Source organism: Streptomyces sp. NPDC005263 (assembly GCF_042872365.1).
In the GTDB taxonomy this organism is placed as follows: Bacteria; Actinomycetota; Actinomycetes; order Streptomycetales; family Streptomycetaceae; genus Streptomyces.
In genome coordinates this window covers 593,349-605,236 of the sequence record NZ_JBIAKJ010000004.1, presented here as the reverse complement: position 1 = coordinate 605,236, position 11,888 = coordinate 593,349, and the positions used below count along the sequence as shown (strand labels likewise).

9 protein-coding genes are annotated in these 11,888 nt (G+C 72.0%); 4 read left to right on the top strand and 5 right to left on the bottom strand.

The window, feature by feature from the left end; translation table 11 throughout:
• Positions 1 to 207 precede the first annotated feature (207 nt).
• Positions 208 to 1,098: an alpha/beta fold hydrolase gene (locus tag ACFYRY_RS21235; RefSeq protein ID WP_389147614.1), complete on the top strand. Its 891-nt coding sequence runs from the start codon at positions 208 to 210 to the stop codon at positions 1,096 to 1,098.
• Between the two features lie 19 nt (positions 1,099 to 1,117).
• Here the strand turns inward: ACFYRY_RS21235 and ACFYRY_RS21230 are convergent, their stop codons facing one another.
• Both ACFYRY_RS21230 and ACFYRY_RS21225 read right to left on the bottom strand, forming a co-directional pair.
• Positions 1,118 to 2,752: a transporter gene (locus tag ACFYRY_RS21230; protein WP_389147611.1), complete on the bottom strand. Its 1,635-nt coding sequence runs from the start codon at positions 2,750 to 2,752 to the stop codon at positions 1,118 to 1,120.
• Positions 2,749 to 3,543 (bottom strand): ABC transporter ATP-binding protein, encoded by a 795-nt coding sequence (locus ACFYRY_RS21225; RefSeq protein ID WP_389147609.1) that lies wholly within the window; start codon positions 3,541 to 3,543, stop codon positions 2,749 to 2,751. The genes ACFYRY_RS21230 and ACFYRY_RS21225 overlap by 4 nt, the downstream gene beginning before the upstream one ends.
• A gap of 242 nt (positions 3,544 to 3,785) precedes the next feature.
• Between ACFYRY_RS21225 and ACFYRY_RS21220 the strand changes: the two genes are divergently transcribed.
• The gene (locus ACFYRY_RS21220; protein ID WP_389147606.1) at positions 3,786 to 4,325 is read left to right on the top strand and encodes a CYTH domain-containing protein; all 540 of its coding nucleotides are present in this window, start codon (positions 3,786 to 3,788) and stop codon (positions 4,323 to 4,325) included.
• Positions 4,326 to 4,418: 93 nt separating this feature from the next.
• On the opposite strand, the gene ACFYRY_RS21215 is transcribed toward ACFYRY_RS21220, so the two are convergent.
• Together ACFYRY_RS21215 and ACFYRY_RS21210 are read right to left on the bottom strand one after the other, a co-directional pair.
• Positions 4,419 to 5,144: a dienelactone hydrolase family protein gene (locus ACFYRY_RS21215; RefSeq protein ID WP_389147603.1), complete on the bottom strand. Its 726-nt coding sequence runs from the start codon at positions 5,142 to 5,144 to the stop codon at positions 4,419 to 4,421.
• Between the two features lie 455 nt (positions 5,145 to 5,599).
• Positions 5,600 to 6,253: a bifunctional DNA primase/polymerase gene (locus tag ACFYRY_RS21210; protein WP_389147601.1), complete on the bottom strand. Its 654-nt coding sequence runs from the start codon at positions 6,251 to 6,253 to the stop codon at positions 5,600 to 5,602.
• 358 nt (positions 6,254 to 6,611) lie between these two features.
• Here ACFYRY_RS21210 and ACFYRY_RS21205 point away from each other — a divergent pair, with 358 nt between their 5' ends.
• Together ACFYRY_RS21205 and ACFYRY_RS21200 are read left to right on the top strand one after the other, a co-directional pair.
• Positions 6,612 to 7,997: a transcriptional regulator gene (locus ACFYRY_RS21205; RefSeq protein ID WP_389147598.1), complete on the top strand. Its 1,386-nt coding sequence runs from the start codon at positions 6,612 to 6,614 to the stop codon at positions 7,995 to 7,997.
• A 235-nt stretch (positions 7,998 to 8,232) separates the two neighbouring features.
• Complete coding sequence (locus ACFYRY_RS21200; protein WP_389147596.1) at positions 8,233 to 10,401, top strand: hypothetical protein; 2,169 nt, start codon at positions 8,233 to 8,235, stop codon at positions 10,399 to 10,401.
• A gap of 81 nt (positions 10,402 to 10,482) precedes the next feature.
• Here ACFYRY_RS21200 and ACFYRY_RS21195 read toward each other — a convergent pair whose 3' ends face one another.
• Positions 10,483 to 11,784 carry an ABC transporter substrate-binding protein gene (locus ACFYRY_RS21195; RefSeq protein WP_389147593.1) on the bottom strand — a complete coding sequence of 434 codons (1,302 nt, stop codon included), beginning with the start codon at positions 11,782 to 11,784 and terminating at the stop codon, positions 10,483 to 10,485.
• Positions 11,785 to 11,888 lie beyond the last annotated feature (104 nt).

Here is an 11,888-nt window from a genome sequence, read left to right as displayed (position 1 = left end):
CGGGGTCACTCGAACGAGGGGTGTTACCGGTGAGATGGCGTCTTTCGAATGGACATTCGATACTCTTCGGGTGACACATCACACGGAATCTGCGCTTCAGGGGTGTCGGCAGGCACGACAGACACGGTAGGCAGGACGCGGTTCACAGGACCGTCCGCCCCGAGCGGGAGCGAGCGGTCCGAGCGGAGCTAGGGGGGTGCCAGACCTATGGCGCGACGCATCAACGTGACCGGGGCGGGGGGCGTACGCCTTGCGGCCTGGGAGTTCGGCGACCCTCCCAAGACCGATCCGGCGACGGACGGTCTGGGGGAGAGCGACCGGAACCCGGGGGTGCTGTTATTGCACGGGCTGATGGGACGGGCCTCGCACTGGGCGTCCACCGCCCGCTGGCTCTCCGAACGGCACCGGCCCGTCGCCCTCGACCAACGAGGCCACGGCCAGAGTGACAAGCCCCCGCGGGCGGCCTTCACCCGCGAGGCCTATGTCGAGGACGCCGAGGCCGCCCTCGAACAGCTCGGCCTCGGCCCGGCCGTCGTGATCGGGCACGCCATGGGCGCCCTGACCGCCTGGCAGCTCGCCGCCAAACGTCCCGACCTGGTCCGCGGGCTGATCATCTGTGACATGCGGGCCTCCGCGCTCGGTTCCGCCTCGCAGCGCGAGTGGGAGGCCTGGTTCAAGGCCTGGCCCGTCCCGTTCACCACCCTCGCCGACGTCCGCAGGTGGTTCGGCGAGGACGACCCCTGGGTGGAACGCCCGACCCCGTCCCGCGGCGAGTTCTACGCCGAGGCCATGCAGGAGTCCCCCGACGGCTGGCGCCCGGTCTTCGAACCGGAGCAGATGCTGAAGTCCCGTGAGACCTGGGTGTACGACGCGCACTGGGAGGAGCTCACCCAGGTGCAGTGCCCCGCCCTGGTGGTCCGCGGTCTGGACGGCGAGCTGGGCCGCGCCGAGGCCCAGGAGATGGTCCGGGTACTGCCCCGCGGCCAGTACGCGGAGGTCGCGAACACCGGCCACCTCCTGCACTACGACCAGCCGGAGGCCTTACGGGGCGTCATCGAGCCCTTCCTGGACGGCATCCTCACCGACCTCAAGGGCTGACCGGCCCCGCGAGATCGGCTCACCCCTTGCTGACCGCCCCCAGGATCTCCGGCAGCTGCCGGGCCGTCCGCGGCGCCGCCAGTCGCAGGCCCCCCACGGTGACGGCCGCCCCGTAGACCGCCCCCAGCGGCAGCAGCAGCCAACTCCACTCGTCGCCGCCCTCGCTGACGTTCAGCCAGATCGTCCCGGCGATGACGGGGGCGCACAGCAGGGCGGCCGACACCATGCCGCCCAGGACGGCCATGAAGGCCAGCCCGGACTGCCCGGGGGCCACGTTCTTGTAGCCCTCCTGCGGTATGGAGTACGGGAACCGCGCCGACGTCCACGCGCCGGTCGCCAGCATCGCCCCGAGCAGCGCGAACGACAGCCCGAGCACCTCGGGCAGCTTCGGCCAGTCACCGAGCAGCGCGGTCGTCAGGACGGTCACGAGGGTCGCGTACGGCAGGGTGATCGCCAGCAGCGCGAACGCCCGCGCACGCAGCTCGACGTACGCGTCCCGGGTCGACGAGATCGTCATCGCGACCATCCAGAACGCGGACGTGTCCTGCCCGAACTGGTTGTACATCTGCACGCCGAGCATCCCGGCGGCGAAGCACGCGAAGTAGATCGAGCCGGTGCCCTGCAGCGCGTTGAACACCGGCACGATCAGACCGATGGCGAGGGAGGTCACCCAGGCCGCCTTGGTCTTCGGGTCCCGCCACACATAGCGCAGGCTGCGCTCCATGACGGTGCCGGTCCGTCCGCCGGGCAGCAGCCGGGACAGCCCGGCCGAGTGCTGCCCGCGGGCCTTGGAGTCGGCGGCCTGGAGGGTGGAGCCGTCCGGCGCGGTCATCAGCCGGGTCAGATGCCGGGACCACACCACGAGCAGCGCCACCAGGGCCGCGGCGCTCAGCGCCAGCTGGAGGACGGCGACCCCGTACGATCCCTCGCTCGCGGAGTCGGCCGCCCCGATCGCCGAGGCGGGCGGCACCCACTTCAGCACATCGGCCGGACCGTCCAGCTGGGCCAGCCCGCCCGAGCCCAGCCGTTGCGCGCCGAAGTTCACCACCTGCGCCCCGACCGCGATGAGCAGTCCGCTCAGCACCGCCAGATCGCGGCCCTTGCGGCTGGTCAGCAGCCGGATGTTGGCGACGGCCACGGTCCGCGCGAGGGCCACGCACACCAGCAGCGCGAGCACCACACCGACGACGCCGACGACGTATGCCACCGCGCCGTGCGCGACCGACACGACGGAACCGGCGAGCAGGCTCACCGTGAACAGCGGCCCGATCCCCACCAGTGAGGCCGCGAGCAGCGCCCGGACCAGCGGGCCGGGCCGCAGCGGCAGCATCACCAGCCGGGTCGGGTCGAGGGTCTCGTCGCCGCTGGGGAAGAACAGCGGCATCACCGCCCAGCCGCCGGCGAGCACCGCCACCAGCAGCACCACCAGCGACCCGGCGTGCGCGTGCCCGCGCAGCGCGACCAGGCCGATCAGCTGCACCACGGAGTACAGCAGCACCGCGACGGCCGACCCGATGTACGCGGCCCGCCGCCCGGCGGACTGCTTCAGGCCGTTCTTCAGCAGTGACAGTTTCAGTCGTACGACGACAGCGGTGACGCCGGTGACGGGGGTGACAGGGGTGACGGAGGTGACGGGGGTGCTGCCGACGCTCACCGGGCCGCCCCGCCGCCCAGCCAGTCCAGATCGGACCCGGTGTCCCGCGCGCCCGCACCCACGAGTTCGAGGAACGCCCGCTGCAACGAGGGCGCGCCGCCCCGCACCTCGGCGAGCGTCCCCTGGGCACGGATGCGACCGGCGGCCATGACGGCCACCCAGTCGCACAGCGATTCGACGAGCTCCATCACATGGGAGGAGAAGACGACGGTCGCGCCGGACGCGGTGTACCGCTCCAGCACCCCTCGGATGGTCTGGGCCGACACCGGGTCGACGCCCTCGAACGGCTCGTCGAGGAAGAGCACCTCGGGATTGTGGAGGAGGGCGGTCGCGAGCCCGATCTTCTTGCGCATGCCGGTCGAGTAGTCGACGACGAGCTTGTGCTGGGCACCGGCGAGATCAAGGACGTCGAGGAGCTGGGTGGCCCGCTTGTCGACCTCGGCCGCGGGCAGGCCGCGCAACCGCCCGTTGTAGCTGAGCAGTTCCCGCCCCGACAGCCGCTCGAACAGCCGCAGCCCCTCGGGCAGCACCCCGATCCGCGCCTTCACCGCCACCGGGTCCCGCCACACGTCGTACCCGACGACCTCCACGGACCCCTGGTCGGGCCTGAGCAGCCCGGTCACCATCGACAGGGTGGTGGTCTTGCCGGCTCCGTTCGGCCCGACGAGCCCGATGAACTTCCCCGCGGGCAACGCCAGATCGATCCCCGCGACGGCGACCTGCTCCCCGAACCGCTTCCAGAGCCCCTGCACACGTACGGCGGCTGAACCCACCACTGCTCCCGACGTCATACCTGAACCCTACGGTTTGCGAGCGGGCCTCAGGAGCGCGGGGAGACCATGCTCGGACGGCGGGACGGCCCTGCGGAATCCCGGCGGGTCGGTCCCGGCCCATCGGTCCCGGCACTGCCGTGCCCGCTCTGCCGTGCCCGCTCTGCCGAGGTCGCTCCTCGATCGGGCAGGCCGGGGAGGAGCGGCCCTACGCTGCACGGTCGTTGAGGAACCAGCAGCATTCAGCGATCGGAGACAGATCCATGGCAGGCATCGAATTCGAGACGAAAGTCCTCGACATCGACCCCGCGAAAATCGCAGCGCTCATCACAGAGACCAGAGGCACCTGCACCACCGGGACCCGTCTCGTGCGCCGGTACGTGTACGACACCATCCCGGCCGTCCCTGGCCGCTGGGTGCGGCTACGCGACACCGGAACCGACGTCACCCTGTGCGTGAAGCAGATCACCACCGACGCCGTCGACGGGACCCACGAGACCGAGGTAACCATCGACAGCTTCGAGGAAGCCGTCGCCCTGCTACAGCTCACCGGCCTGACACCGCGCAGCTACCAGGAGAACCGGCGCACCTCGTACACCCTCGGCGCCGTCCGCCTCGAGGTCGACGAATGGCCGCGCATCCCGCCGTACCTGGAGATCGAGGCCGACGACGAAACGCAGGTGTGGACGGCCGCCACCACGCTGGGCATCGACCACGACCACCTCACATCGATCAACACGGTGAAGGTCTACAGCCTGTACGGCATCGACCTGAACTCCATCGCCGACCTGCGCTTCGAGTAGCCCGGCGCCTGCTGCTCCGGCCGCGGCACCGCGCCCCGGCCACGCCGACTTCGCCCTGGCCCTCGCCGCCGTCCGCGGCAGCGACTGACCAGATCACTCCGTCACGGGCAGGCACTCGGCGAGCAGGTCGACGACGTCGTGCCAGGCTCGCTGCGCATGCCGTGGGTGGTAGCCGACGCCAGGGACCATGGGATGGTCGACCGGCGGGTGGTGGAAGGCGTGCAAGGCGCCGCCGTAGACCACGAGGCGCCAGTCGACGCCCGCGACCTGCATCTCGGCCGTGAATGCGTCCCGTTGCGCGGGCGGCATGATCGGGTCTTCCGACCCGACCCCTGCCCACACCGGGCAGCGGATGCGCGCCGCCTCGCCCGGTCGGCCGGTGGTCAGCGCGTTGACGGTCCCGATCGCGCGCAGGTTGACGCCGTCGCGCCCGAGTTCCAGCGCGATCGCGCCACCGGTGCCGTAGCCGACGGCGGCGATCCGGTCGGAGTCGCTCCGCGGTTCGGCGCGCAGCACATCGAGCGCCGCGTGGCCGATGCCCCGCATCCGGTCGGGGTCGTCGAGCAGCGGCAGGCACCGGGCCAGCATCTCCTCGGGGTTGCCCAAATAGCGCCCGCCGTGGATGTCGAAGGCAAGCGCCACGTACCCCAGTTCGGCGAGGGCATCGGCCCGGCGGCGCTCGACGTCGCTGAGCCCCATGCCCTCTGGGCCAAGCAGCACTGCGGGCCGGCGGTCGATACCGGCCGGGAGCGCGAGGTGCCCGATCATCGTCAGACCGTCGGCCAGATACTCGACCGTGCGCGTGGTAATCGTCGTCATGAGACTGGACGGTAGTGATCGTTGGACCCGGTCGGGCTGGGTTCACCGCTGGCAGAACAGCGCGGGGTGTCCCTCTGGCCGCGCCAGAAACCGCTGAAGATACGGATGTTCCTCAGCTGCCGTGTCCGTGGGACGTCAGCTGCTGGAACCGATCGTTCCTGGTGCTGGCTGCCTCGGTGGCGGAGTCACTCGATGATTTCGTCGGCGCTTCCAGGGCTTGCAGGCGGCGACTGAACTGCTCGGCGAGGTGTTGGTAGGGGCGGTGCGGGAGGAGCCGTCACGGTTCTTCTTCGGGTAGCAGCCGGTGCGGGTGATCCCGGCCATTGCGGCGAGGGTCTTGGTGTCGCGTCGGCTGTCCTTTGTCGCACGCTGGTCGGCTGGCGCCTTCTCGGCGGGGCTCCCCGGTGGCCCCGCCACCCGGCCACTCCCCGCCGGTCCCGTCCTACCGCCCCGCCCTACCGATCCCTCCCACACGCATACGCCAGTGGCGAGATCAACTCCTCCGCGTCCGGCAGCCAGCGGTTCGCGGCCGTCGGGCGGCAGGCCCACTGGACGGCCCCCGAGGAGCCGAACCGGGTGGGCGGGCCGGCGACGTAGGAGCCTTCGCCCAGGGCGACGAGGTCGAGTGAGGGCGGGGACCAGCCCAGTTTGCGGACCAGCTCCGGTACCTTCGCCGTCGCCCCCGGCAGCACGAAGAACTGCATCCGCCGGTCGGGCGTCAGTGTCACCGGTCCCAGCGTCAGCTCCATCCGCTCCATCCGGGCCAGCGCCAGGAACCCCGCGGTCTCCGGCACCGAGATGGCGTCGAACGTCCGCCCCGTCGGCAGCAGGATCGACGCCGTCGGCTGCTTCTGCCACATCCGGCGCGCGACGGTCGCACTGCCCGTGGCCTGCGACGCCCAGTCCGCGCGCGCCGGATGCGCCCCGGGGGCGGCGCACGCGATGTCCTCGCACGAGCAGCGCTGCTCCCCCTCGACGGCTTCCAGCCAGGTCCCGGGGACGACGTCCCAGTGGCGTTCCTCGGCGTAACGGACGGCTGTCTCCAGCAGCGATTCCCCGCGCTGCTTCGGAATCTGAGCGGCTTCGGTACTCACGATCGTCTCTTCCACGTTCCACTCAACTCCCGCGTCCACCTGTAGTTACGGCCGGGCCCGTGCCGGGGGCGTGCGCGGGGGAGGAGCATCGATTCCGCGTCCGGGGCGCATGGGGGCATGTGCGGGGGCGCGCAGGAGGAACCCAGGAGTGACGTGGGTAACCAGGTACGGGGGCGGCAACTGCATTTACCCCGGCAATCCTCGCATGCCTCGCATTTTCGCCGTGTTTGTGGGGCATTGATCTTCACGGCCGGATCTTTTCGTTCCTGACGAGACCTGACGAGACCTGACGAGCAGCGAGTTCAGGAGTCCGGCCGTGGAAGACACGTCAACTCGGTGCGTGGGCAGGCACCGCAGCCACAGGGGGTACGCCATGGCCGCAAGGCCTCTCGTCGCGCGGCAGCCGAACGAACGGTTGCAGGCGCTCATCCAGGAAGCGGGCTGTTCGAACGCCGGGCTCGCCCGCCGGGTCAACATGTGCGGCGCGGAGCACGGACTCGACCTGCGCTACGACAAGACGTCCGTGGCGCGCTGGCTGCGCGGACAGCAGCCACGCGGACGGGCTCCGGCGATCATCGCGGAGGCGCTCGGCCGCAAACTCGGCCGTACGGTCACGATCGACGAGATCGGCATGGCCAACGGCAAGAACCTCGCCTCGGGCGTCGGCCTGCAGTTCTCGCCGACGGTGCTGGGAGCGATCGAGCAGGTGTGTGAGCTGTGGCGCAGTGACGTGGGCCGCCGGGACTTTCTGTCCGGCTCCTCCGTCGCCGCGTCGGCGCTCGTCGAGCCCAGCCGCGACTGGCTGATCTCGGCGCCCGACTCGCAGGTCTCACGCGCCGCCGGGCCCCGGGTGGGGCAGTCCGACGTCGGGGCGGTGCGGGCGATGACCCAGGCGCTGGTCGACCTGGACCACCAGTACGGCAGCGGGCACGTGCGTCCCGTCGTGGTGCACTACCTCAACAGCGTGGTGTCCGGGCTGCTGGCGGGCTCGTACCGGGAGGCGGTCGGCCGGGACCTGTTCGCCGCGGTGGCCCGACTCACCGAACTCGCCGGCTACATGGCCGTCGACACCGGCCAACCGGGCCTCGCGCAGCGGTACTACATCCAGGCGCTGCGGCTGGCGCAGGCGGCCGGTGACCGCGGCTACGGCGGGTACATCCTCGCCGCGTCGATGAGTCACCTCGCCGCGCAGCTCGGAAACCCGCGGGAGATCGCGCAGTTGGCGCGGGCGGCGCAGGAGGGGGCGCGTGGACGGGTGACCCCGCGGGCGGAGGCGATGTTCCACGCGGCCGAGGCGCGCGGGCACGCGTTACTGGGTGACGCGCGGTCGGCCCAGTCGGCGTCCGGGCGCGCGGTGAACGCGCTGGAGCAGGCGGACCCCTCCACCGGGGACGACCCGGTGTGGATCGCGCACTTCGACGAGGCCTATCTGGCCGACGAGTTGGCGCACTGCCACCGGGACCTGGGACAGGCCGAGGCGGCGGAGCGGTGTGCGCGGGAGTCCCTGGACGGGCACCCCGAGTCGCGGGCCCGCCGCCGGGCGATCGGCTATGTGCTGCTGGCCACCGCTCAGGTGCAGCAGCGGGAGGTGGAGCAGGCGTGCAACACCGGCCTGAAGGCGGTGGAGCTGCTGGAGACCCTCCGCTCCAACCGGGGCGCCGAGTATCTGGACGACTTCCAGCAGCGCCTGGAGCCGTTCCGGGACGAGCCGGTGGTGAGGGAGTTCGGGGCGCGCCTGGATCTGCAGGTGGCCGCGTGAGACACCGCCGTACGAGGGTGTGAACGGACGGAAAAGAAGGTGCGGGTGGGGAAAGGGGGCTGAATACGGCGAATGGGGGAAGGTTTCCGGCAGCACGGACATCAGGACGTGTGCGTGGATCTGTTACGGCGGTCACAGGGACCCAGGTCACGGTCTGAGCTGCGTAGCACCGTGCTCTGAGGACCCGGTAGCGTGAGCCGACGATTCCGCAAGTCCCCCATTCGTAGGAGTCCCGGTGACGCAGAGTGGACAGGGCGAGGAGCCCGAAGCGCGCGAAGCGCGTGAAGGCATCGTGCTGCCCTCCGACGGCGGGGAACCCCTGCTGCCGGGCATGACAGGCGGATACGGCGGCGGCCCGCCGGACCCGGCCGCTCCGGCATCCGGCACGGCGTACGGCCGGACGTCCGGTGAGCCGTACGACCAGGCACCGGGCTCGGCGTCCGGACCGGAGCGCGGGCAGGCGCCTGGACAGGCGTACGGGCAGGACTCGGGATCGGCGTACGGGCAGGACTCGGGATCGACGTACGGGCAGCGGCCCGGATCGGCGTACGGGCAGCCGAACGACCAGGCATACGGCGAGACGTACGGGCAGGCATACGGCGAGACGTACGGCCAGACGTACGGGCAGGCATACGGCGAGACGTACGGCCAGACGTACGGGCAGAGCTACGGACAGCCGCACGAGCAGGGCCACGGTCAGATACCGGGGCAGACGCCGGGGCAGGTTCCCGGTCCCGGATCGGCACCGGCCGGTGGTCAGGCCTGGGGCACGCCGTGGGGTCCGGACCAGGCCGGGGCGCAGGCCCCGGCCACGCAGCAGCAACAGGGCTGGTCGGCTCCGCCCGCCCAGCCCTGGAGCACCTCCGACTCCGGCCACCCGGCACCGCCCGCCGACTGGGGAACGCCCCAGGCGCCCGGCCAGGCCGCGTCCCAGGCCCTGCCCCCGGAGGGCGGGGGGCAGCAGTCCTCGGGCTACGGCGAGGCCTACGGTTCCCCCGGGGCGGCCGCCTCCGCGCAGCCCGCGGGAGCCGCCCAGGACCCGCCCACCTCCTACTACCTGCCGCCCGTCGGCCAGAACACCCCGCCGCCGCCCTCCGCGGACGCCTACGGCTCACCCGCCGCCGCGCCCCTGCCGCCCGCGGCGCCGGACGCTCCCGGCTCCGCCCAGCCGCCCGCGCGCCGCGCCGCCCCCGGCGCCGCTCCCCTGCCGCCGGCCGACGAGGGCGCCACCCAGTACATCCCGCCGGTCGCACCCGGGACCGGGGACGGCTCGACTGGGTATCCCGGGCAGCCCCCGGCGGCCGCGAGTGAGGGCGCGACCCAGTACCTGCCGTCGGTCGGGCCCGGGGCGCTGCCGCCCGAGGCGGGGTCGGGATCGTCCGCCGAGGCGACCCAGTTCCTCGGCCGCGCACCCCAGGGCGACTCCCGGCAGGGCGCCGGACCGCTGCCGCCCGCCGCCGGACCCGACGCCGAGGCCACCCAGTTCATCGCTCCCGTTCCCGGACAGCAGCCGCAGGCCGCTCCGTACGGCGGACCGCAGGGCGCGGACCGGCAGCCGCCCGCCGAGTTCGACAACCTCTTCCGCGGCGGCCCGGCCGACGAGCCGGCCGGCGCGACCCAGCAGATGCCCCGCCTCCAGCAGCCCGAGAGCGGCTACGGCGCCCAGCCGCCGTACGGACAGTCCGCGCAGCCGTCGTACGCCCCGCCCGGCGGCGGTGGACGCGGCGGCGCGTACGACGACGGGGACGACGGTCACGGTGGCCGGGGCGGCCGGCGCGGATCACGGGTGCCGGTGATCGCCGCCGTCGGTATCGGCATCGCCGTCCTCGGCATCGGGGCGGGCGCGCTGCTCGCCGGTGGCGGGGACGACGGCAAGAAGGCGGACGACAAGAACCAGACCGTGTCCGCGACGAAACCCGCGTCCGGTTCCGCCTCGCCGTCCGCCGATCCGGCCGAACAGCAGGCCGTCGCCCTGGACAAGCTGCTCGCGGACAGCGGCGGCAGCCGTACGACGGTGATCAACGCCGTGGAGGACGTGAAGTCCTGCGACAGCCTGGCCCAGGCGGCCAAGGACCTGCGGGGCGCGGCCCAGCAGCGCACCGGTCTGGTGACCCAGCTGTCGAAGCTCGAGGTCGACAAGCTGCCCGACCACGCCGAGCTGACCGATGCCCTCACCAAGGCGTGGCAGGCGTCCGCGTCGGCCGACAACCACTACGCGGCGTGGGCGGACCAGACGGCCGGCAAGAAGGGCTGCAAGAAGGGCCAGGCCCGGGTCACCGGCCAGACCCAGGCCGCCAACCGGGCGAGCGGCACCGCCAGCACCGAGAAGGTCAGGGCGGCGAAGTTGTGGAACGCGATCGCGAGGTCGTACGGCCTGACCGAGCGCCAGCCGACCCAGCTGTGACCGGGAGGCGGGACCCGGTACGGCCGGGTCCCGCAGTCCCGCAGTCCCTCAGCCGCTCGCTCAGTCCCTCAGTTCAGTCCCTCAGTTCAGGTCGGCGTTCCGCAGGGTGTCCGTGACGTCGGTGAAGCCCTTCTTGGCCAGCACCAGCCGGCCCTGCCTGACGACCTGAAGGGACACGTCGGTGTTGGCCAGGCGCGGGAAGCCGACGGCCGCGAGCGGGCCCTGGAACTTCCACTGGAGCGACGGGGTCAGCCCGCCGGTGCTGACCTTGATCCCGTCGTCCAGGGCTTTGCGTACGGTGTTGGAGGTCACCTCGCCGGTCAGTGACTCGACGACGTGCTTGAACGCGGTGTACGCGATCCAGGTGGTCTGCACCCCGGTGTCCGCGGCGTCGATGCGGTCGTCGCCGAAGGCCTGCTCGCTGATGACCTTCTTCATCGGGTCCCAGCGCGGGTCGGTCTCCACCGGGTACCAGCCGGTGATGTACGACCCCTCGTAGGGCCCGGCCTGCCCGCCGGAGGCGTTGATCTCCGTCTGGTCGACACTGCCGAGCACCATGGCGGTGCGGACCGGGGGGTATGTCCCGCGGTCGCGCCGGAAGGAGTCCATGAAGGTGCCGGTGCGGTCGCCGAGCGCGGGCACCACGCAGCCCTTCCTGGTCGGGTCGGTGGTGGTCTGCCGGAGCGCCCGGTCGGAGTTCTCGGCGTACTCGGTCGCGTCCTCGGGCGCCCGCAGGTCCTTGGTGGCCGCGTGTCCGCCGGCGGTCAGACCGGAGTCGAGCAGGCTGGAGAGTTCGTCGCCCGCGACGGTGTCGGGGCGGACCAGCGCGACGGGCCCGCAGTCGGACAGGGCCTTGCCGAGTCCGGCCAGGAGGGTGGGCTGGCCGCCGTTGACGGGGTAGGACAGCGGGCTGGTGAACTCCTCGGAGGTGACGCCGTAGCCGCCTATGTAGGGGATGCCGGCGCCCTCCAGCGGTGGCAGGAAGGAGTCGGCGTACTGGCTGTAGGAGCCGACGACCGCGACGACGCCCTCGCTGACGGCGCGCTGGGCGCACCGGGCCGCGGCCACGCTGTCGTTACGGTCGTTGCAGGTCAGGACGGTGATCTTGTGGCCGTTGAGGCCGCCGTGGGCGTTGACCCAGCGGGCGTAGGCCTTCGCGAAGGCGGGCATGCCCGGCTTGTTGGTGGCGTTGGTGTTCTCCGGGGCCCACGTCATGACCTTGATCGGATCGTCCCCGGAGCCCCCCGTGACCCCGGGGACGACCCCGCAGCCGGCGGTGAGCGACACGCACGCCACCAGAGCCGCCGCCGAGAGGGCGGTTGCTCTGACGGGCCGGGTGCACGTGGGGAGGAGAGTGCTGCGGAAGGGTCGCCTGCCGGTCATGTACGGACACGCTTCCCCCACACCGCTAACCAGAGTGTGATCCTCGGTGATGGGCGGGTGGCGTGAGGGTGAACAGCGGGGGGCCGGTGGGGCGCCCGGTGAAG

What these genes read in the sequence shown, in the direction of transcription:
- ACFYRY_RS21225 (WP_389147609.1), bottom strand. Translation starts at nt 3,543, where the DNA reads ATGACGTCGGGAGCAGTGGTGGGTTCAGCCGCCGTACGTGTGCAGGGG.
- ACFYRY_RS21205 (WP_389147598.1), top strand. Translation starts at nt 6,612, where the DNA reads ATGGCCGCAAGGCCTCTCGTCGCGCGGCAGCCGAACGAACGGTTGCAG.
- ACFYRY_RS21215 (WP_389147603.1), bottom strand. Translation starts at nt 5,144, where the DNA reads ATGACGACGATTACCACGCGCACGGTCGAGTATCTGGCCGACGGTCTG.
- ACFYRY_RS21195 (WP_389147593.1), bottom strand. Translation starts at nt 11,784, where the DNA reads ATGACCGGCAGGCGACCCTTCCGCAGCACTCTCCTCCCCACGTGCACC.
- ACFYRY_RS21220 (WP_389147606.1), top strand. Translation starts at nt 3,786, where the DNA reads ATGGCAGGCATCGAATTCGAGACGAAAGTCCTCGACATCGACCCCGCG.
- ACFYRY_RS21235 (WP_389147614.1), top strand. Translation starts at nt 208, where the DNA reads ATGGCGCGACGCATCAACGTGACCGGGGCGGGGGGCGTACGCCTTGCG.